The sequence below is a fragment of the bacterium genome (assembly GCA_004322275.1).
Classification (GTDB): domain Bacteria; phylum Desulfobacterota; class Deferrisomatia; order Deferrisomatales; family BM512; genus SCTA01.
This window is the reverse complement of sequence record SCTA01000021.1, coordinates 1-20,347: the sequence shown is the minus strand read 5'-3', so window position 1 is coordinate 20,347 and position 20,347 is coordinate 1. Positions and strand designations below refer to the sequence as shown.

24 protein-coding genes are annotated in these 20,347 nt (G+C 61.2%); 2 read left to right on the top strand and 22 right to left on the bottom strand.

The window, feature by feature from the left end; genetic code table 11:
• Positions 1–806: 806 nt before the first annotated feature.
• Positions 807–1,553, top strand: coding sequence for an alpha/beta fold hydrolase (locus EPN96_06705; protein ID TAL17064.1), 747 nt, complete (start codon positions 807–809; stop codon positions 1,551–1,553).
• On the opposite strand, the gene EPN96_06700 is transcribed toward EPN96_06705, so the two are convergent.
• The 5 genes from EPN96_06700 to EPN96_06680 all read right to left on the bottom strand — a co-directional run bounded on the left by EPN96_06700 (position 1,550) and on the right by EPN96_06680 (position 6,123).
• Positions 1,550–1,813, bottom strand: coding sequence for a hypothetical protein (locus EPN96_06700; protein ID TAL17063.1), 264 nt, complete (start codon positions 1,811–1,813; stop codon positions 1,550–1,552). The genes EPN96_06705 and EPN96_06700 overlap by 4 nt on opposite strands.
• Positions 1,800–3,458, bottom strand: coding sequence for a hypothetical protein (locus tag EPN96_06695; GenBank protein ID TAL17062.1), 1,659 nt, complete (start codon positions 3,456–3,458; stop codon positions 1,800–1,802). Before EPN96_06695 ends, EPN96_06700 begins: the two co-directional genes overlap by 14 nt.
• Positions 3,458–4,852, bottom strand: coding sequence for a terminase B (locus EPN96_06690; GenBank protein ID TAL17061.1), 1,395 nt, complete (start codon positions 4,850–4,852; stop codon positions 3,458–3,460). Before EPN96_06690 ends, EPN96_06695 begins: the two co-directional genes overlap by 1 nt.
• Positions 4,836–5,102: a hypothetical protein gene (locus tag EPN96_06685; GenBank protein ID TAL17060.1), complete on the bottom strand. Its 267-nt coding sequence runs from the start codon at positions 5,100–5,102 to the stop codon at positions 4,836–4,838. Before EPN96_06685 ends, EPN96_06690 begins: the two co-directional genes overlap by 17 nt.
• Before the next feature lie 490 nt (positions 5,103–5,592).
• A complete protein-coding gene (locus tag EPN96_06680; protein TAL17059.1) occupies positions 5,593–6,123 on the bottom strand; it encodes a porin family protein in 531 nt (176 codons plus the stop codon).
• A 692-nt stretch (positions 6,124–6,815) separates the two neighbouring features.
• On the opposite strand from EPN96_06680, the gene EPN96_06675 reads away from it, so the two are divergent.
• On the top strand, positions 6,816–7,553 hold the full coding sequence (locus EPN96_06675) for a hypothetical protein (GenBank protein TAL17058.1): 738 nt from the start codon (positions 6,816–6,818) through the stop codon (positions 7,551–7,553).
• Positions 7,554–7,798: 245 nt separating this feature from the next.
• Here EPN96_06675 and EPN96_06670 read toward each other — a convergent pair whose 3' ends face one another.
• The 17 genes from EPN96_06670 to EPN96_06590 form a co-directional block, all read right to left on the bottom strand.
• Positions 7,799–8,182, bottom strand: a complete 384-nt coding sequence (locus EPN96_06670; GenBank protein ID TAL17057.1) for a hypothetical protein — start codon at positions 8,180–8,182, stop codon at positions 7,799–7,801.
• Positions 8,183–8,195: 13 nt separating this feature from the next.
• Positions 8,196–9,470: a hypothetical protein gene (locus EPN96_06665; GenBank protein TAL17056.1), complete on the bottom strand. Its 1,275-nt coding sequence runs from the start codon at positions 9,468–9,470 to the stop codon at positions 8,196–8,198.
• Between the two features lie 18 nt (positions 9,471–9,488).
• The gene (locus tag EPN96_06660; protein TAL17055.1) at positions 9,489–9,716 is read right to left on the bottom strand and encodes a hypothetical protein; all 228 of its coding nucleotides are present in this window, start codon (positions 9,714–9,716) and stop codon (positions 9,489–9,491) included.
• Positions 9,717–10,124: 408 nt separating this feature from the next.
• Positions 10,125–10,487, bottom strand: a complete 363-nt coding sequence (locus EPN96_06655; protein TAL17054.1) for a hypothetical protein — start codon at positions 10,485–10,487, stop codon at positions 10,125–10,127.
• Positions 10,480–10,731 (bottom strand): hypothetical protein, encoded by a 252-nt coding sequence (locus EPN96_06650; protein ID TAL17053.1) that lies wholly within the window; start codon positions 10,729–10,731, stop codon positions 10,480–10,482. Before EPN96_06650 ends, EPN96_06655 begins: the two co-directional genes overlap by 8 nt.
• Positions 10,724–11,245 (bottom strand): hypothetical protein, encoded by a 522-nt coding sequence (locus EPN96_06645; protein TAL17052.1) that lies wholly within the window; start codon positions 11,243–11,245, stop codon positions 10,724–10,726. Before EPN96_06645 ends, EPN96_06650 begins: the two co-directional genes overlap by 8 nt.
• A gap of 8 nt (positions 11,246–11,253) precedes the next feature.
• Positions 11,254–11,670 carry a hypothetical protein gene (locus tag EPN96_06640; GenBank protein ID TAL17051.1) on the bottom strand — a complete coding sequence of 139 codons (417 nt, stop codon included), beginning with the start codon at positions 11,668–11,670 and terminating at the stop codon, positions 11,254–11,256.
• Between the two features lie 2 nt (positions 11,671–11,672).
• Entirely contained in the window at positions 11,673–11,870 is a 198-nt protein-coding gene (locus tag EPN96_06635) for a hypothetical protein (GenBank protein ID TAL17050.1), read from the bottom strand.
• Positions 11,870–13,726, bottom strand: coding sequence for a hypothetical protein (locus EPN96_06630; protein ID TAL17049.1), 1,857 nt, complete (start codon positions 13,724–13,726; stop codon positions 11,870–11,872). The genes EPN96_06635 and EPN96_06630 overlap by 1 nt, the downstream gene beginning before the upstream one ends.
• On the bottom strand, positions 13,726–14,511 hold the full coding sequence (locus tag EPN96_06625) for a hypothetical protein (protein ID TAL17048.1): 786 nt from the start codon (positions 14,509–14,511) through the stop codon (positions 13,726–13,728). Before EPN96_06625 ends, EPN96_06630 begins: the two co-directional genes overlap by 1 nt.
• Positions 14,512–14,526: 15 nt before the next feature.
• A complete protein-coding gene (locus EPN96_06620) occupies positions 14,527–14,853 on the bottom strand; it encodes a hypothetical protein (GenBank protein TAL17047.1) in 327 nt (108 codons plus the stop codon).
• A complete protein-coding gene (locus tag EPN96_06615; GenBank protein ID TAL17046.1) occupies positions 14,850–15,083 on the bottom strand; it encodes a hypothetical protein in 234 nt (77 codons plus the stop codon). The genes EPN96_06620 and EPN96_06615 overlap by 4 nt, the downstream gene beginning before the upstream one ends.
• On the bottom strand, positions 15,084–16,469 hold the full coding sequence (locus EPN96_06610) for a hypothetical protein (GenBank protein TAL17045.1): 1,386 nt from the start codon (positions 16,467–16,469) through the stop codon (positions 15,084–15,086).
• Positions 16,466–17,452 (bottom strand): hypothetical protein, encoded by a 987-nt coding sequence (locus EPN96_06605; GenBank protein ID TAL17044.1) that lies wholly within the window; start codon positions 17,450–17,452, stop codon positions 16,466–16,468. Before EPN96_06605 ends, EPN96_06610 begins: the two co-directional genes overlap by 4 nt.
• Positions 17,452–18,012, bottom strand: coding sequence for a hypothetical protein (locus EPN96_06600; GenBank protein TAL17043.1), 561 nt, complete (start codon positions 18,010–18,012; stop codon positions 17,452–17,454). The genes EPN96_06605 and EPN96_06600 overlap by 1 nt, the downstream gene beginning before the upstream one ends.
• Positions 18,013–18,072: 60 nt before the next feature.
• Positions 18,073–19,134 carry a hypothetical protein gene (locus EPN96_06595; protein ID TAL17042.1) on the bottom strand — a complete coding sequence of 354 codons (1,062 nt, stop codon included), beginning with the start codon at positions 19,132–19,134 and terminating at the stop codon, positions 18,073–18,075.
• A gap of 24 nt (positions 19,135–19,158) precedes the next feature.
• Complete coding sequence (locus EPN96_06590) at positions 19,159–19,830, bottom strand: hypothetical protein (protein TAL17041.1); 672 nt, start codon at positions 19,828–19,830, stop codon at positions 19,159–19,161.
• Between the last annotated feature and the right edge of the window lie 517 nt (positions 19,831–20,347).

Genomic DNA, 20,347 nt, shown 5'->3' with positions numbered 1-20,347 from the left:
CCTCCTGGGTCTGAAAAAGCGTCTTTCGACCGGGAATCTGCCGGAGAGCGAGAAGGCTTCTCTTGTCGAGGAGATAGCCAGGCTCGAAGAGAAGATGGGGATGGGGTAGAAGGGATATTTCTTAAATGGTATCGGCTGCCAAAATTTTGTGAAAATCCGTTTGTTGTTTGCGGGCTGCCCGCCCGCACCGGGCCCCATTTCTTTTGAGCGACCAAAAGAAATGGGGGAAAGAAAAGGCGCGCCCCCTTTGCGCCAAAGCGCTCGTTCGTCGCTCGGCGAGCGCGCAAATCGCCACGGGCTCATGGCGCGCTCGGAACATCCTCGCTCTCTCACTCGCTGGCGCCGGAGGGCGTGGGGAGACGAAAAGAAGGCTCGCACACGAGAAGGACTGTTATTATCTCGTGTGCTCGAAGGTAGTTTGTTTACAACTACTCATTCAAATCATACGTGTAAAAAACCTACCTTCGAGTCCAAAAACATTTCATAATTTCGTTTTTGGACGAGCCATCCTTTCGTCCTCCCCCGTGGCCCGTAGGTGACGCAGGGAGCGGAGGCGGAAAGGGCGGCGGGGGGGTCTTAGCGAGCATAGCGAGCGGGTGCCCCCTCACGCCCCCGTCGCAGCGACCGGTCGCTCGAAGAGCGAGCGGAACCTTTCGGGCCGAGTTTTGTCCCACTTTTTCGACAAAAAGTGGGGCGCGGGTGCGGGGCGCGCCAAGCCCCGCTAGCTGTAAAACCTGCGAAGCACCCAAAAGTCACTGGTCTCCCGCCTTTTACGGAAATGACGAACGGTCAAAACCTGAGGAAACATGAATAACCGACGCTGTGAAATCTTTGGCGAAGGCCCTGCTCTTGTCCTCATTCCCGCGCTGGCCTGCGACGGGAGGATGTGGGAGCCGGTCATGGAGCGCCTTGCGGCTCCTTTCAGGATCTTCATTCCGCGGCCGTGGGAATGCGAATCCATAGGGGAGGCTGCAAAATCCATCGGCGACTGTCTCGCAGCGGAGGGCATTGCCGAAGTGTTCGTAGCGGGGCTTTCGATGGGCGGCTACGTGGCCTTCGAGTTTCTCCGGCGGTTTCCCGGCCTCGTGAAGGCCGCCGCGCTGCTGGATACCACCGCTTTCCCCGACACCCCCGAGCGCAGGCTAAAGCGCGACCAGACTATAGCCCTTATCGACGCGGGGAAGTTCGAGCAGGTGCTTTCGCCCTTCGCCGATTCGGTGATCTGGGCTGGCGGCGAGCGGGCGAAGGGGGCGCGGGAACTCCTTATCTCGATGGCCCGTGAGATCGGGCCGGAGGGCTACCGTCGCTCGGTCGCGGCGATCCGCGACAGGGGCGACTTCGTTGATGTTCTGACCGAAGCGGAGATCCCCCTTCTCTTCCTCGCGGGCGCCTACGACTCGCTGACCCCTCCCGCGCTGGCCGAAGAGATGGCCCGAAAGTCAAAGCGCGGGCAGTTCGCCGTGATACCCGGCAGCGGCCACCTGAGCGCCCTCGAAAACCCCGCCGCCGTGGCCGCCGCCCTTGAAGATTTCTTTACCAGGGATGCTGTTTAACTCTCCTGATCCTCAACTTTCAGCCACTTCATCTTCTCCGCCAGCTCCGCCGGGTAATCCGCCCAGCGCAGGAGTTCCCGGGCCGCGCCCTGCATCCTCGCCAGGTTCATCGGGTCGGTCTCGACCAGCATCTTCTGCGTTATCTCGCCCGCGCGGGACTTCATGAGGGAGCACAGGGCGTCCACCGCCGCGTTCCCCTCCCTGCCGACTCCCGCCTTCAGCAGCAATTTGTCGAGTTTCGCGGACTCAACGGTGTCCATCGGCCCCTCCCTTCGTCTTGATTATCTCTCTCACTTCGAGGGTGTCGGCCAGCTCTTCAAGCACCCTGCCGAGGTCTATCTTTCCCGCTAGCGTCTCTTCGGAGGGGTTCGCCGGAAGACCGCCGAACCCGCCGCCGAGGAGGTTTATGAACTCCATCAGCCTCTGGGAGCGAAGCTCCTTTGCCTGCGTCGCCGTCTGGGAGACGGCGCGGACCCGCGCCGGGGCCTTGGGGAGGGCGGTGTCGCCGTACTCCATCAGCCAGCGGTAGATGCGCTCGATCATCGGCTCGATAACCTCGTCGTCGATGCGCCGGATTATCGAGCGGTACCCTTCGAGCGCGGCGGACTGGGCTATGGAAAGGCCGGTGGCGGTCTGCGAGCCGAGGGCGTCGGCGCTGTCGAGCCCAATAGCCACGCCGCTGGTCTCGTCGGCGAAGGCGGTAAAGAGGTTTATCATCTCGATGAGGACGGGGCTCACGTCCGGGACGGGGACGGGCCGCACCGCCGGACCCGCCGCGCCGGGGCGAAGAACCCACTTCTTGCCGGGGTAGACCGTCGAAAGGTCCTGGCCGGGCACGAGCGCCTCGGCGTCTATCTCGAACATGCAGTTGCCCGCGAGCGCCTTGTTGTCAACGAGAAGGCGCGTCGCGCCGTTTATCATTTTCTGCGAGTCGCGGATGTTTTCCGCCACGCCTACCCCCCAGAACTGGTGGGGAACCGGCTCCCAGCGAAAGCGAAGGTAGGGCCTCATCGCGGGGACCCACGGGTTTGGCGAGCACTTGAGGACGCGGCCGTTCGAGGCGATAACGAGCGCCTCCACGTCCTCGCCCGCGCCCTCCGGGAGTTCTATCCCCGCCTTTTTCAGCAGACTCGCGGGGACGACGCCCCAGTATTCGAGGACGCGGAGCTTTTTAGAGTCGGCTCCGAAGCTTCCGCCCACGGCGCTACGGAGCGAAGATTCCCAGCGCTCCTCGGAGGAGGTGTCACCCTCTTTAACCAGAGCCTCCACGGCGGCAAAGTCCCAACCGGCGCGTCCGACCATCGCCCGGAGCTGGTGGGGATAGAGGCGGTGAAGCTCGATTACCCCCTCGCCCTCCTCCACGTTTCCCGAGTCGGGGTCGGGGTAGAAGTTCCAGAGGGGGACGTTTCTGACGGCGGGGTAGGGGCGCTTTTCGGCGCTCGCCGTCCAGAGCTTCGTCGCGGAATCGATCTCGAAGACGGTCTCGGCGCGCTCGGCCAGCACCGGGACGCGCAGTATCCCCGTCCCGGACCACGCGCCCTCCCACGCCATATCCACGAGGTGGTCCGCCGCCCGGGCGAAGGAGAGGATGCGCTCTATCTCGGCCTTGAGCTCCGAAAGCGCCCTTTCGTCGCCCGCCTCGCCGCGCAGGTCGAAGCGTAGCTGCCGGAGGGCCGGTTCGAGGTGGCGCGAGGCGGTCCTGACCTTGTGGCGGGTGAGGCGGACGAAGAGCTTCGAGCCGGTCGCCTCCCTTCCGCGCCACTGGCCCTGCACCGAAGGGGAGTATTCACCGATGGTGTTGTAGTAGGCCTCCTCCCAGCGCTCCTCGAAGGGCTTTCTCCCCTCTTTGTAGCGCTCGAACCGTTCAAGGACGTAACCCGCGAGTTCAGAAGTGTCTTTCTTCATCAGAATCCAAGCTCCCTGTCAAAAGGTCTGTGCGCCCGCCCCCTTTCGAGGTTCAAGGGGGGAAGCGCCTGCGAGGCGAAGGTCATCATCAGGGCGTCGCCCCTGTCGGGGGAGGAGAGGCCGCGCTTTTTGCGCTCCTGCTTCGATTCCACCCGTATTCTTCCCTGCGAGGTGACGCCGTACTTGATAGAAGAAAGCTGCGAAACCAGTTCGCCGTCCGGCGGCAGCGAGGCTGAGCCGCTCTCCAGCCACTCGCGGACGCGCCACCAAAGCTCGCTGCGAAGGTCGTCGAAGCGGGCCGAGTCCCCCGCGCGGTTCCCCGCGCTGACGGGGTAGACGGCGAACCCAAGCTCCCGCAGCCTGTCCGCCACTCCCGCGCCGAGCCCAACCACGTCCACGAAGATGAGGGCCGGGCGCTCCGCCCTGGCGAAACAGGCGACCTTCCCCGCAACCGCCATCGTGTCGAGCCCGCGGTAGGCGTCTATCTGCCCCACAAGTCCACCCCGGCGGCGCAGGATCACCGTCTCGTCGTCGCCGAAACGCGCCACGTCCACCCCGAAGACGGTAAGATCGCCCGTAGCGGGCTCAATCTCCCGCTCAAGGGCGGGCTCGATGAGGGAAAGAGAGATGAGGGTGTCGGGCTCCGCCTTCGGGAACTCCCCGAGGACGCGCACCCGGTAGACGTCGGAATCCTCCCCGTAGCGCCCGGCCATTCTCGTACCGTAGGAGGGATCGACGAGCGGCGAGGCGAAAGAGGGGAAATGAAAGGTGGAGAAGTGGCTTCGCTCCTCGTGGAAGGCGCGGTAAAAGGCCCCTTCGAGGCGGGTGGGGTTTCCCGCCATCACAACCAGAGCGCCGGGGGTCGAAAGGGCTCCCTCCGCCACCTCGAAGACCTCCTCCGGGATGCCCGAAGCCTCGTCGATGAGGAAGGCGAGGTTTTTGCCGTGAAAGCCCTGAAGGGCTTCCGGGCTCTCGCGCCGCGCCGTCCGCGCGACGGCGAACCAGCTCTCCGGCGAAAAGCGGTGGCGGGCGGAGCCTTTTGCAAGCGAAATCATGCTCTTGAACGGCTCCTTCATCTTCCGATGCCAGCGCGAAACCTCCCCCCAGAGGATATCTTCAAGCTGATGGCCGGTAGGCGCGGTGCAGGGGATGACAGCGCCGGGCTTCACCGAGAGCCACCAGAGAAGCACCCACGAAAGGAGCGCCGACTTGCCCACGCCGTGACCCGAGCGTATCGCTATCCGCCGCTCGCCCCTCTCAAGGGCAAGAAGAACCTCCCGCTGCTGCTCCGTCGGCTTCGCCGAAAGCACGCGCCCGGCGAACTCCAGAGGGCTCTGGACCTTCGTCAGCGCCCTGCCGAGGAGTTCTTCGTAATCCTTACTCACCGGGGCCATCCTCTTCCCCGGCTACTGCCCGAAGGGCGCGGACAAGAAGCTCCGGCGAATCACCCTGCGGGGAATCCTTCTGGAAGAGGGCGAAGAAGGTCTTGAAGAACTCCTTCATGTTTTCCTCCGCCCAGCCGTGGAGCGCCTCGCGCCCGCCCAGCTTCTCGTAAACCCACCAGAAATCCTCGCGCACCCGCTCCTTTGACCCGGCTTCCCGGTCGGTCGAAGGGGCGCTTTCCGAGTCGTTTTGCTTCGCCAATTTGGTCGGTCTCCAGCAGTGGATAAAGGTCGTTAAAACGTTGTGAGAAGCCTCGGTTTCAAGGAGCCGCGCAGGGAAAGGACGAGACAGTAGCAGCGCTACGGCGAGTCCTTGAGCGAGCACGCGACACTGAAAACGAGGCTCGCAACAGTTTTAAAGAGGAACCGCCTCCCGGCGCCCGTCCGCCCTCATCATGTCGGCATTTGAGCCTGTCTTTGAGAAAGAGTGGCGCGAGGGACCGCGGGGAGGCGGTTTGCAGCCGGTTTTTGCAACCGGCCACGAGACCAAGTCTCCTCTTCCGGCGGGTTCACCCCGCCTAAAAAGCGCAAATTTTTATGCAGTGATTACAGGGGGTTGGGATTTTTCGGGGTCAGAGGAGGGAAGGGCGGGAGAGCTGGCGGGCAAACCGGAGGCAAAAAAAGGCCGGGATAGCTCCCGGCCTTTTAAATAGCCGTAAAAGGCGAAGGCCCGCTACGGCCTTTCAAAACCCTTAGAAATAGTATCTGACGCCGAGGTTGAGGGAGGTAAGGTCGTAATCGTCGCCGTTTACAATGCTGATCCACTCGATGTTGGCGGCCATGTTCGGCTGGAACTTGTAGTCGGCGCCGAGGCCGATGGAAAGGCCGGAATCGGTCTCGGAATCGCTGCCGCCGTCCCAGTCCACGGAGACCTTCGCGGTGGAGAGGCCGAGCAGGAAGTAGGGCATGAACTTGTCCGCGAAGAAGACGCCGCGGGCGTATACGCCGAGGTTGTAGTCGTTGATGACATCCACGCCCTGGACGGAATCGTCGATGATGCCGAGGCCGAGGCGGCCTTCGAGGGCTATGTTGCGGTGGACGAAACCGCCCAGAATTGCCGTGATACCGATCGGGTCGGCGTCGCTGCCGCCGCCGTCGGGCTCTATTTCCTGGAAGTTCAGGGTGCCGCCGAAGTAGGGGGTGGCGAAACCGTCGGCCGCGAAGACCGGGGCGCAGACGAGGGCGGCGAGGACGAGCGCCGCAAGAACCTTCAACTTCTTCATTAGGATTTCCTCCAAATGCCTTCGCGATCCATGCGTGAAGGCGATAGCACCGGGATATTTCCGGAGTGTTTAAAAGGTTCCCAATTATAAGGTTAAATTTTCCGGAGTACAAGTTTGCGCAGGGCGCTATTGAGCGAAGCGAAATCCGGCAAAACATCCGCCGTCATTCCCGCGAGGGCGGAATCCAGTAGCAGTTATGTAGGTCGCTTTGAGCATAGCGAAAGGCGACAAAACCATTTCGTGAAAACCATTTTACAGTTGCGGGGCTTTGCCCCGCGCCCTTGGTACTTCTTTTATAAAGAAGTACCCAAGAAATCGGCCCGGGAGGAGCCGCTCGCTCTGCGAGCGACCGGTCGCTACGGCGGGGGCGTGAGGGGGCACCCGCTCGCAAAAGCTCGCTAAGACCCCCCCCGCCGCCCTTTCCGCCTCCGCTCCCTGCGTCACCTACGGGCCACGAGGAGGACGAAAGGATGGCTCGTCCAAAAACGAAATACCTTTGAGCTTTTGGACTCGGAGGTAAATTTTTATTGTATGCATGGCTGTAAAAAGAATACCTTCGAGCACAGGAGCAAAAATTACCCTGCTCATGTGCGAGCCTTCTTTTCGTACCCAACGCTCTCCACAGTAGGCGGTCGAACAAGGTTTTGTAATTGTTGGGTATCGCTTCGCTCACCCAGCCTGAGGACTGAAAATTGTTATTCATAAATTTTGTGGCAATAACCACTGAGAAAATTATAAATTTTATGTTATGGGGTTTCTCTGGTGTTTTAATTTTAATAATCCCGTCTCTACGCGACCAATTACTTAAAGTTTTAAAATTTTTTAGAAATTTACTATTTTGCAAGGATTTCATACAGCCTTGCGCTACCAATAAAATTGTAGTCAGAAGAGCAAATACTACTGATTTTAATAATGTCCATAAAATAGCTGAACACTATTTGGGCAAAGGGCATGCATTTTCAGTAGAAACGATGAATAATATTCACAGAAAAAATAAGGATGTTTGCTATGTTGCTGAATGCTTAGTAGCCGGTAGCAATGAATGCATTTCTTGCGGCTATTTCAGTCTATTGCCTCTTACGCAACCTGTTGTTGATTTATTAAAAAGTGGTGCCATACAAGACTACCAGATAAAAGAGTCCGCAATAATCTCTTTTGATGATCCTTTGCTTAATGAACTATTTATCATGGATCTAATGACATATACAAATAAATGCAGAAGCAAGTGTTGCGCCCATGCCGGGGCGAGCTTAATCCGTAAAATAAAATCAAAAATTGCAACAATAAAAAAAGATAATAGCAACGTAAAAAAAGTATTTACAATTATAGCCACAGACAGTGGTCGCAATATTGTATCAAGGAATGGATTTAAAAAATCAGATAGCTATTCCTCCCCTCTTAACTGGGAACTATGGGAGCGAGATATTTAATTGCTAGTAACGTAGTTACGGGTGCGTTACGGCTTGCGCCTAACACACCCTACATTTCCAAATCAAAAAAAAGGCCGCCCGGTTGGGCGGCCTTTCGCATTTTTTAATTTTCCTACGGCACAGGATTTTGCTGCCGGGCGAGGAGTCCCGCAGCGAGCGCGACGCTGACAGTAGCGGGACTACGGCGAGGAGCGCGAGCGAGTAGCGACGAAGCCCCGCGGCAAAAGCCGAAGCCGTCTGAAAACCTAATCCTCTTCGACCGGTTCGAGTATCCCCTTCTCTTCGAGATAGAGTATATGCTCGTCTAGTACTTCTTCGATGGCGGTGGGCTCTGCGCCGGTGAGCCGGGTGATGAAGGTGACGAGGCGGTCTTCGATATCTTCGTACTCTTCGATGTTGGCGTCGGCGGGGGGAAGGATGTCGCTGTGTTTCTGGCGAAGGACGAGAAGCTCTTCCATGAACTCTTCGCCTTCTTTGTCGTCGGGTATCTCGTAAAAGCCGAGGGCGGCGTTGAAGAGAAATTCGGCTTCGAGGATGTCCTCGACCGTCTCTATCTTCTGCCCGGTGCGCGAGGCGACTTCTTTCGCGGCTTCCTCTATGTCGTAATGGACTTCCTGCTCTTCGGTCATCTATAGCCCTTTCTCACATCCCGAAATGTTTTTTGAATACGGTCATCGCGGCGTAGGCGCCGTGTATCTGGCCCCTGTTGCCCTGGTTCACCACCATCCCCGCGACGGCTATCTGCGGGTTCTTTTCAGGGGCGAAGCCGATGAACCATTCGTATTTGCCCGGCGGGTCGTCGCCGGTAAGGCTGCCGGTTTTACCCGAAACGGCCACGTTTTCAAAGAGTTTTTTCGCGTGGCGTTTGAAAATCTTGCTCGACGTGCCTTCCGTGACGGTGTTGCGCATTATCCCGGTAAGCTCTTCGGCGATTTTGGGTTCGCAGGCGGTGAGCAGGGTTTCGGAGGTTCCTTCGTAGATTACCTTGCCGGTGGCGTCCGTTACCGATTCTATCATCCAGGGGCGCATCATCACGCCGTTGTTGGAGATGGCGGCGGCGATGAGGGCGGCGTGGACGGGGCTTATCTTGGTGCCGATGAAACCCGCCGTGGTCTGGGCGAGATCGAAGGTCTCGACGGGGACGACGGAGGAGGAGGGCTGGAGCGGAAAGTCGAAGGGTATCTCGCGGTTGAAGCCGAAATCCGTGGTGGTCTGCTGCATCTTCTCGGGGCCGATGCAGTAGACGCCTAGCTTGCCGAAAACGATGTTGTTGGATTTGCCCAGGGCCTGCCCCAGCGTCGTTACGTTGCGCTCGCGCTTTCTGTTTTCGGGCAGTATCTTGCGCTTGGTCAGCACATAGGGGCTGCCTTCGTAGGTGAAGACGGTGTCGGCGCAGACCTTGCCGGTTTCGAGGGCGGCGGCGGCGGTGACCACCTTTATAAGGCTGGCGGCGGGGTAGGTGGCGCGCTGGGCGAGACCGGTTATCGTTTTGTCGCGCTGTGAATGCTCGGCGAAGGCCAGAACCCTGCCGGTGGCGGGCTCTATGGCGACTATCGCGCCGTAGGGGACCTTGTGTTTGGCGAGCACGGCTTCGGCCTCGGCCTGAAGCTCCGGGTCGAGGGTGAAGGTGTACTTGTTGCCGTTGACTATCTGGATGTATTTTCCGCCGGGGCCCAGGATGGGCTCGGGGACGCTCATGTCGGGGGTGAACCGCTCGACCTTTTCCTCCTCCGCCGAGGAGGCGAGGCCAAGGGAGGAGAAGGCGCCGCCGCCCGTGGCCATGCCGGGGCGAAGGGCGATTATGGCGAGCGCGACGGCGAAGAGCACAGAGGAGGAGAAGACGAGAATCTTCCTCTTCCGGGGCATCGGTTTTTTATGTTCGGATTCTACCTTGAGGCTGCTGAAAAAATTATGCATCGCTCACAATCTGCTGCTCTAGTGCAAAAGGTCTCGCCCGCCTTTATCCTCGCGCCCGGCCCGCCTCGAAAGCTCCCTGTGGAGGAGATGAACCTCCATCTTCAGGAAGATTTTTTTGGCTCCGAGAGCGAAGAGGAGCGACAAGAGAACCACTACGGGAGCGAAAAACGCCCCGTACATAAGGCCGGGGTTAAGGGCCGCAGTGAGGACGAGGCACAACAAAAGCCCCGCCAGGAAAAAGCCCACGACCCCCCGTTTGCCGAGCCCGAAAGAACCCGCGCCTCCACGCCGCCGGAAAGGATTGAATCGCCTCGGCTTTTTGAATTCTATAACAGTATCGCCTTCAGCCATCTTCAAAACTTTCAGGACAACATTTCATTTAGAAAATACTACCACATTCCTATGGGACAAAGGAAGAAGCAGAGGGAAAAGAAAAGGCCGGTTTTGGCCGGCCTTCACTGCTGCTGTCTAAGTTTTAATTTTACGCCTTCTTCGGCGCCAGCGTCCGGAGGACTCCGGCGATGAGCTCGAAGACGCTGTTGGAGCGAAGCGGCGTGAGGGCGAGCACCTCCGAGAGGGCGAAGAGCCCTCCGAGAAGGATGTTCATGTTTTCCGGTGTCGCGAGGTCTGCCATGCTTTTCCTTTCGTACGGGTTCAGTAGGTCCAGAGGCGCGGGGAGGGTAGCGCGCCGGAGACGTCTACGTGGACGAAGTTTTTGCCGATGCCGATTCTTTTTGCTCCCGCCAGAAACCCCGCCCGCGCGGCGCTAAAGAGCTTTTCGCCCCCTTCGGCGCTTACGTCGGCCGCCTCGCCGCAAAGATGCGCGCTCGAATCCTTCCCCCCGACGGCCTGATTGTGCGCTTCGCACCGAAGGCCGGAATTTATCCTCACCGGCGCGCCGAGGGTCTTTCTCATCTCTTCGAGGAGGTCGACAAGTTCCTTTTTAGGCTCGCAAAGTCCGCAGCCGCAGGGGCAGGCGAACTCCTCGCGGGAAAAGTGCGCGGAAAGATTACCCATTGGAGACTCCTTTCCAGAGCGCCCAGGCGAGGGCCGTCAGCGGGGTGGCCACTCCCGCCCCGACGGCGAAGGCCCGCCCGAGGGCGCGAAAGCCGCTCTCCTTGGCGTTGGCGGTGATGAGGGCCTTTACGTCGGCCTTTATCTCCGCGGCGTCGGAGGCGAGGTTTTGAATTTTTTCTTCCAGGCCGGAGTGGAGGACGCAGTTTTCGATAGAGCAGACCTCCGGCGCTTTCTTCTTAGCCATCCTTTTTGCTCCACTCGATGATCATCGCGGGAAGGTCGTTTCCGAACGTACGGACTCCGTTCGCGTAGTCGTAAAAAGGATTGGTGCGGACGGAGGTCACCGCGCCGCCGAGGGTGGAGAGCGCGCCGTCGGCCAGCATCGAGTCGGCCTTCATCTCCGCGTCGCCCCTTCCGCCTTCCCGGCCGAGAATCTCGCCGATCCTTGCGCCTACGAGTCCGGCGCGGGAACTGCCGCTGGTCCTCGACGAAGCCCTGCGGGCCTTGACGAGGGCATCGGCGGAATCGAGAGCGGCGCGCTCCATCCTGTCTCCCGCCAGAACCTCCCGGAGGAAGCCGCCGGGGGCGAGATTCTTCAGGAGCGGCGGCTTAATCGAAGAGAGGAGCCCGCCGATGTAGGTCGCCCGCTTCTCGTAAGCCTTTTTGGTTTTTCTTGCGTCGTTGTTGTCGCGCACTTCGCCGAGCCCCGACAGAAGATCGGTTCCGAAGGTGAGGTTTGCCGCATAGCCGTCTGTCATTTTTCCTCCTATACTCCGCCCATGAAGGCCGAAAAATCGTCGCGGACGCCTGTGCCCGCCGCGCCCTGTTTCAGATCGTGGCGTATTCGCGACAGTTTCGCGGCGGTGTCAACGGCTGTGAGGGACGAGCCGAGAAACCCCCGGTTGTAAAGCCGCGCCCCCGCCGTCGCCGCCGCCGCGCCGCTGAGGCCCGAGGCCCGGAGCCGCGCCTCGGCCAGTTCGCGGGAGCGCCGGAGGGAGAGGTTCTGCCGCGAGGGCGAGAGGCGAAGGAGCGCCGCCAGTTCCTCCTCTGCCGGGTTTTCAAAACTCACCAGCGCTTCGCCGCGGGTTAAGCCGGAGATCTTGTCCAGCCCCTTTTCCGCGCGTGACTGGACTCTCAATACCGCCGCCTGCGTGGAGCCTGCGGGATCCGACCAGAAACTCATCGCTAAATCCTCCTCACTGTTCCCGCCTTCGTTATCTCGCAAAGGAGGGCGGTTAGTTCGTTGACTTTTTCCCGTACCTCCGCCGGGGAGGCGTTTTCGGGCAGTTGCGCGACGGAACCGAACCTTTTGAGCTTCCCGTGAAGGTTTTTAAGTTCGTCGCGGGCCGCCGCAGGGGTCGAGGGGGGCAAAAAAGGCTTCATCAGCGCAGCTCCGCTTTTCTAATCGCGGTATCGACGCCGCTCCCCTCGCCGCTGAGCATGAAAGAGACGTAGCGTCCCCGCGCGAGGGGCAGCGGCATCTCCTCCGCGCCGCCGGCGGCCATGACCGACTCCACTTCCCCGTCCACCAGAAAGGTGAAGGTCATTTCGCCTTCGGAATCGATGACGGCCGCCGAGGGGGCGGGCCGGAGCTTCCCGTCGCCCTTCTCGGGCCAGAGCGCCGACCATAAGACGCTCCCGGTTCCCGAGGCCACCTTGCGGAAGTAATCCGGCGAGCCCGGAAGTTTCGCGACCAGAGAGCGGGGATCGTCGAGGTACAAAAAACCCTCCGGCCGCGCCGGGAACTCCCGCCGGAACCATTCCTCCTCCTCCCAGTCGAAGGCGAGACAGGAGCCGTCCGCGTCAACGAGGTAGTATACACCCCTGGAAGCGCCCCCCACCGCCGAACCCCGATCCGAAAGCCCTTCGATAAAGGGGGTGTTTACGCCGGAGGTGACGTTCTCCCGGTTCGAGTTCCTTACGAGGTAGAGGCCGTCGTCGAAGAGAGCGAAGGTGCCGATGTCCGTCTGGACGATGGAGTCGCCGGAAACCGGCCCCTCGTTGATTCCCGTCTCCCGAAGCTCGAAGTAGGGGGCGGAGCCGGTGAGGTACTTCACCGCCGTGGGCGTGTAGACCTCCGCCACCTCGTCCCTGCTTATGATGGCGAGGACCTCGCCGCCCGCGTCCAGAGCCGCCCATTCCCGGAAATAGCGCGGCTGTTCCGCCTCCGAGTAACGTATCTTCGACCCCTGGGCCACGAAGAGACACCCCTTGTGGACCGCGAGGGTCTGGGCGGCTAAAAGAGGTCCGGCCAGGGTCTCGGGCAGATAGTTGTTGTCCAGGGGGCCGGGCCATGCTTTGAAGAGTTTTGTGAGGCCTACGTCCTCGTAAGGGAAATAATCCGAGTCGGAAAGCTCCGTTTCCGTGGAGGTCAGCCCCGTCTCGCGCCAGATTCCCGTCGAGCCTTCCATGCGGTTCAGCGCCCACCCGTCGACCCCGGCCGGAAAAGCGGTCCCGTTAGCCAGCGTGGGCGTGACGGCGGAGGGGGTTTCGTCGCGTTTCAACGAGCCCTGGTTGAACGGTCCGCCCGGCCAGGTCACGATGTCGTTTGTCGCCCAGAGCTGATTCGCGGTCTTTTCGCTGTCTTTTATGAGAATGCAAAAGAAGCGCTCCGTCATAGAGTAGTTGAGAAGGGCGATATCCCTGACTATCGCCGTGTCGGTTTTGGTCGAGTTCGTCAGGATGTCGCCCGCGACGGGGGGAAGCCAGAGTCCGGGAGCCATCCTGATGTAAATTGCCATATAGCCGGTGTTCTCGAAATTGAACACCGGGGAGAAACCCGAGCGGGCTCCGGCGACGGTTCCAACCCAGGTCTTCGCGTAGACCGCCCTTTCCCCCGCCGGAACGCTCCCGGTGACGTCAGCCTCGGGGCCGTAACCCGTAGCGGTAAAGCCAACCGAGGAGTGGCCTTCCGCGAGGGCGGGGGCGTCGCCGGGAGTGGGCAGGACAAGGTCCGCTTCCGCCGCGCTTTCGTGGTCGTAGATTCTCGGCGTTCCGCCCCCCTTCGGAGTGTGGACGTAAAAGCTCTTCGCAGCCTCGGAGCTGTAGACCTCCGCCACCCGGCTTTGCCCGAGCTTCCCGAGTTTCCACTCTTCGAGGGAGCCCGGCGCGGGGGTGTAAGCCTCGTCGGAGGGCCTCGGGCGAAGCACTCCGCCGCGAAGGGTGAGCTGGGTGAACTCCGGGAAGAGCCCCGGAGGCATAACCCGGGGGTCGAGCTCGGTGCAGTAGCCCTTCGCCATCAGAGCGCCTCCACCGGAGAAAAGAGCTTCTGAGAGGAGAGGAACTCCGCGGAGCCCTCGTTCTTCAGCCGCTCTTTCAGGTCTCTCCACCTTGCAAAGGCGAACGCGCCCCTCTCGGCCTCCTCCTCAACGCCGGAGAGGGTCAGGCAGCGAAAGAGGGCGTAGGCAGCCAGGCCGTCGGCGTAGCGCGAGGGAATGGAATCGCCCGATTCGGAGGGGCGGGGATAGAAACCGTACTCTATGCGGAGCACCCCCTTTGCCGTCGTCTCGTTGAGGCAAAACCCGTCTCCCGGAAGGAAATGCTCGACCGAACCGTCCCGGAGCGCCCCGGTGTAGCCGTCGCCGGAGATTTTGCCTCCCTCGGCCTCCTCGATGGCGGGAGCGCCCTCGAAGAGCAACGGTTCGCCGTCCTGGGCGGGAGCGGGGGCGAGAAGAATACCTCCCTTTCCCGGCACGTAGCACCGGGGGATTCCGGTTCTGGCGCGCCAGCTCGGGCCGAGGAGCCGGAGCGCCTCTTCCGCGGTCTTCGCGGGAAGCTCTCTTCCCTCGTGCTCCACCCGGAGGATAAGGGCGCACTCCGCGAAGGTCTCGTAGAGAGCTTTTCCCGCCGCCGTCACGTGAAGGTCTGTGCGGCGCAAGATTCCCTCTCTCGCCAACTCCCGCATCCCTTCGTTGAAAAAGCCGGTTATCTGATCCGTGGACCACCGCCTCTGTTTGGGGTCGGAAAGGTCGGTGAGGACCCTTCCCGCGAGGTCGGTGGCGAACAGCCCTTTTTCCAGCGTCATGCCTCTCTCCTTTATTCAGCGGATAGCCGCGCCGACGTTTACGGGATAGCCGTCGGCGATGACGACTCCGAACTCCTTTGCGGGGTAGTAGATTACCAGCCTCGCCCCGAAGCTCCCCGAGGGGAAGGCTATGCCGGTGAGGTCGATGTCTATTCTTCCCAGCGCTCCTCCCGTGACGAAATCGAAGGACCCGGGGCGCTCCAGGGAATCGACGGTGACCCCGGCGAGGTGGAAGACAACCCTCGTCACGCCGAGGGTTGTCAGGTTCAGCTCCTCTCCCGAGGAGTCCCGGACGACGAAGGATATTTCCGCGTTGTGTCCGACGTAGATTACTTCGCTCATTTGTGTTTCTCCGCATGGTAGCCGGGTTTCGTTTTTGCCCGCGCCGAGAGGCGGGTGTTAAGGGCGATTGCGCGCAGTTCCGGCAGGGCGCGGGCGGTCGCGAGGCTCCGCGAGTCGAGGCGCTCCGCCCAGGTTCCGTCCTTCTCGGGTTTTTGCTCCCTTCCCTGCCAGATCTCTATGGGAAAGACCCGGCCCGGGAAGGAGAGGTGAGGAAAGGTATCGAATGACATTTATGAATCCGAGTGATCGAAGGTGTGGGAGGCGGCGCTGTTTCCGTTGGCGTCGGTGGCCATGACCACCCTCGTCTTTATGCCCCCCGGAACCTTGAAGGACTTGTTCCCGGCTCTTCCTCCGCCGCTCCTCTCGCCGAGAAGGAAGGCGAAGACCAGCCGGAACGCCTGCTTCCACGTCCACCCCGACGCGCCGTTGGAGTCGAGGAGGTCGCTTTCCGGGTCGAAGACGGAGCGGGAGGAAACCGCCGCGTCGAGATTGTCGAGTCTGGCCGCCCGCGCCTGGGTGAGGCCCAGCGCGCTTACCTGCTCGGCGGGGGAAAGGCCCGGCGCGTACTCCGTTATCCGGCCGTCGGAGTTGGTCTCGAAGTAGCCGTAAGTAGCCACGGTGGAGAGACCGAAGTTGTCTAAAACATTCCCGTCCCTGTCCCAGCCCATGAACGTGGAGGCCGTGCCCGCACCTCTTCCGGGCAGCTTCACCTTATGCGTGAACGAGACTCCGGCCAACGAAGTCACAGTGATTGTAAGCACCCCTGCGTTCATGGTGGCTGCACCTGCGGTTTGCCTCAAGTAGAGCACCATGTCCTTGCCGCCGACAGGCCAAGCGGGATTTTGCACCCACCCGGAGCCTGTGAGTGTGCCGACAAGCACGTCATCCGCAGTGTCCACGCCTGGGTAAAACGCCGAGGGGTCAGCCGCCCAAACCTCGATGGAGGCTCCGACCCCGAGAATCTGGGAGTACGTGGCTGTCACAGTGGGCCACTCGGCAAACGAGGGGACGAGCATCGCGCCTCTGTGCGTGAGCATTGTTTGGAGGGCTATCTGCCGGATGGCTTCGGCGTATGTGAAGCCCGTCTCTATTTCTCCTGTGAGGTTCACTACGTTGGTTGCCGTGGTTGTTGTCGTGACGTTCGGCACAGTCGCGCCGGTGTGCGTGCCGCTCTTTAGGGTGACGTTGCCGCTTCCGTCGAGGGTGAGCTTTAGGTTGTTCGAGGTGATGTTGTCCGGCCCGGTCAGCTTTCTCGCCGCGCTCCCCCACACCTTGTCCGCCCCGGCCTGCGTTATGCCCACGTCGTTTGCTACACTCTTTATCGCCGCGTCCACCGTGAAGGTGAACTCCGCCGCCTGGGCCTTTCCCGTAGTCACCGTTCCCGCCAGCCGTATAGCATACTGCCCGGCGGCGAACCCCGTAGTGTCGATGATTCCCCCGAAGTGGCCCGTCTTTCCGTTCTGCTTTACGGGCGTGGTCAGGGCGCTCCACGTCCCGGAAGGGTCGCGTATCTGCGCCTCCGGGCTCGCGGGGTCCTCCAGCGTCCCGGCCTCGTTGTGAAAGTTCGCCGCGTAAAAGACGCTGTTACCGGCTGTGAAAAGTCCAAGGTAGATCATCTCAGTCCTCCGAATACGCCGCTGCTTTTGAACTCCTGCCCCTGCCACGCCCCTATGCGGGCCTTAATCCCGGTGAGGGGGAAGGCAATGTCCCGAAGGTTCGCGGCGCGAGCTTCGATGGTGTTTTGTATCGCCGGGTCCGAGGTCAGTCTCCCGGCGGAAAGGAAGGTGTCGGTCCCTACCGGGTTTGTGACGTTGAAAAAATCGTTGTGGAGGTCTATTACCCCGTCGGCAGAAAGCCCCGTCGCCATGTTCGCGAAGATGGAGGCGTAAGCTCCCGCCGCTCCGGTATTTGCAACGCCTGCGTTGTTATAAGGCCCGATAAGACTGTTTACGGCGATAAGAGGCATCCCGGCAGCAGCCGAAGCGCCGTCAAGAAATATGCAATTGCCAAAGGTCCCGCCGTTACCTGAAAGCCCCGCCGCGCCCGTGTTGCCGGAGGTATAACATCCCTCCGTATAAACCCAATTGCCTCTGACGATTCCTCCCCCGGCGTTGTCCGTCGCCTTGCAGTCGATGAGGATTATCGCGTTGGCGAGATTGAAACCCGCTCCCCCGTTCCCGCTTGCCGAGCACATGGTTACCGCGCTGTAGTTATAGGCTCCCGAGGTGCAGGAAAAGCCGTGAGAGGGAGCGTTGTCGAATTTGAGACCGTGAAAGAAGGTATAGGCCAGCGCCCCGTAGCTGAGGCCGACGCCGCTTGAAAGGCCGGAGAAGTCGAGCCGAATCATGTCGGCGGGGTTTGCGACGGCGTTGTCCGAACCGTCCACGGCGGCGAAGACGCAGGGGCTTGAGGAGGAAGGGGCGGTCGTGTCCACCGCGAGGGCGAGGGTGGAAGCCGGAGCGTAGGTTCCGGGCCGTATCTTCAAGAGCCTGTTGGCTTTCGCCTTCGCGACTCCCTCCGCGAGGGTCCACGGAGTACCCGAAGAGCCGTCGCCGCCGCCGGGAGCCGTAGCGGAGATGAATTTGATTTCGACGGCCATCAGCCAAGCACCTCCCCGGTGGGAACGGGCAACCCGGCCCACGCCTCGGGCGTCCTGGAAAGTACGAAACCCGCGAGATCGGCCCAGAGGCCGGAGCCGTTGCAAAACCCGGTGAGGACGGCATCGATGGCCGCCTCGAAGTAGGTTTTGTTACCCGCCTCCGTCGCCCATGCTATCCACGCCGCCTTCGTCGCTGTCCGGTCGGCGAGGGGGTTGGCGCCCAGGAAGGCGACCAGCCACTCGAAAGCCGCCAGCCCGTCCGCGCCGCTGGCTGCCTCGACGCGCGCCCTGAACTCAAGCGCGAAAGGGTCGGGTGCCTCCACGATATGGATGTGCGCGGCGTTTTCCGGGTAGACCGGCACGGTGAAGAAGACGTTCGCCCCCCAGTCAGCCGGGTTTTTCGACCCGTCGATGGTAATTCCGTGGTGGGCCGGGGTGGAGACGGTCAGCAAAAAACCGTTCGTCGTCACCTTCGCCACCCGGCAGGGGCCGAAAAGCTCGGCGTCGCCGGTGAGAGTGACGGTTTTGCCGTGCAGATTTTCATGAATCTGGCCCTGCATTTTACCCTCCGGGGGGAAGAGGGGGAGGCGCGTTGCCTCCCCCTGTTTCGGGTAAGAGAGTTAGCCGAGTTCGGCGCGGATGACGACGCCCGCGTACCTGTTCCTCTCGAAGATCTTGCCGCCGTAGACCATGAGGCCCCGCACGCCGGTGGCGAATTCGTTCGGGAGGCGCAGCGCCTCGGTGTCGGTGACCTGTTCGGCGAAGGTGATCGTCTCCTTGCTGCCGCAGAGGATCATGAAGGGGTCGGCCCCGGTGCCCGCCCCGGCGACGTTGTTGGAGCAGTAGAGCTTGAACCCGGCGAGCTTGCCCATCAGCCCCTGCTCCACGATCTTGTCGCCCCTGTCGGTGGCGTGGATGAGCTCCTCGGAGGTGAGGATGAGTTCCTCGACCTCCGGCGGAATCACCGCCCACATGTCACCCTCGATCCAGGTGTTGGACTTGCGAAAGGCCTTCTTCGCCGTCACGAGGGTCTTGTAGAAATTGGCGGCGGTGAGGGCTCCGAAGCCCACGTAGCCGAAGTTGGTCCAGACAACGGTGCCGTCGGTCACGGTAGCGCCGACGATGGAGGGGAAGACGGGAGCGCTGCCGCCCGAGGTGCCTGCGGTGGAGCACTTGTAGACGAAGCCGTTGGCGGTCGCGGGCTTTACGAGAGCGCCGAGGGAGTAAGCGGTGGTGTTGGCGCGGGCGGCGACGGCGGCAAGGGCGGTGACGACCTGGCCTATCTCGCCGGTGAAGGCCGGGCCGAGAAGCCACTCCTCGATCTCGTCCTTCATCGCTATCGCGGCGCGGCGGGTGTAGTTCTCGCGCACCTCCACCGAAGCCTGCGCCTTCTCCACGTCCTCCACCTTGAAGGCCCAGTACTTGCGCTGGTCGATGGCGAGGGTGTCGGTCAGATCCTCCACGTCCTGATAGCTGACGGGGGTTCCGGCGGTGTTGTCGTAATCGGCCACGGTGATGTTGCCGAGGTAGGGGACGTGGACGGTGTCGCCGAAGGACTTGATCTCGCCCTCGTAGTGGGTGTTGACGAGTTTGCGCATCACGAAGGAATCGTCCCAGTTCTTCAGGAGCTGCTTCGACCATATCTCCGGGATGAAGTTCTGAAGGGTCTTGGTGTAAGCCATTTGTCTAAATCTCTCCTTTTCCTGTTAGCCTATCTGACCCGAGGCCAGGGCGGCGTTGATGGAAGACTCGTTCTTCTTGAAATCCGCGACGGACATCTTCGCGATATCCTCCCTCGTGAAACGGGAGGAGGAGGGGACGGAAACGGAGCCGCCCTGCGGAGCGGCGGTCGCACGCAGGCGCTCCTCGCGCCCCGCCAGAGCTTTCTTCGCGGCCTCGTCGCGCCCCTTGCCCACGATCTCCTCCTTGTAAAGAGAGATTGCCCAGACGGCGTCCTCCGGGTTCACAGAATGGACGAGGCACGCCTGCACCACCGGCGGCTGGCCCATCGCCCACTCGATGAAGGATTCATCCTTGCGAAGGGAGAGGGCGTCGGGGTGGTGGCAGAGGAGGGAGTGGATAAAGGAGTGCTCCGCCGTGACCATCTGCATGAGAATGATCGAGTGGGTGAGGTCTTCGAGGAATTCCAGCAGGGGCGTAAGCTCCTCCGAGTCGCCGAAGAGCACTTTCAGGCGCAAAAGGTGCTCGCTGAGCGCCCCCGCGACGAAGTGGCAGCCGCACTCGGCGGCCTCCATCACCGACGCGGGACGGGGGGAAGGGGTTTTGGACGCGGATTTCGGCTTGTCTTTCGGCCTTTCCTGTAAGCGCCCTTTCGCAGTTTCATTCGCCGCTTGAGCGGCCTTTCTTTCATCCGGCACTTTTTTTCCTCCTCGGGCGGCTTTGGCGGGCCGCCCATTTCGCACTGAGCGGCCTGGGTAAGGGGACGCTCGCCGTCATTGGAGGAAAGTCTAGAAAGCCACCGGGGTCACGAGGTCTAAAAAGTGAAATTGATTTATTAGTGATGGCGGAGGGTTAGGATTTTTCGGGGTCAGAGGAGGGAAGGAGGATTTATTGCCTGGGGTCGGGTCGGCATTCCCGCGGAGGGAATCCAGTTATGTAGGATGGGCTTTGGCCCATCGGTCTATGGTTTTTCTCGGGTGCCGTTAGCTAGGTAGGATGGGCTTTAGCCCATCGGTCTACGTCTGTGGGGCTCTGCCCCACTCCCCTTGGTACTTCTTTTAGAAAGAAGTACCCAAGAAATCGGCCCGGGAGGTTCCGCTCGCTCTACGAGCGACCGGTCGCTACGGCGGGGGCGTGAGGGGGCACTCGTTCGCTGCGCTCACTAAGACCCCCCCGCCGCCCTTTCCGCCTCCGCTCCCTGCGTCACCTACGGGC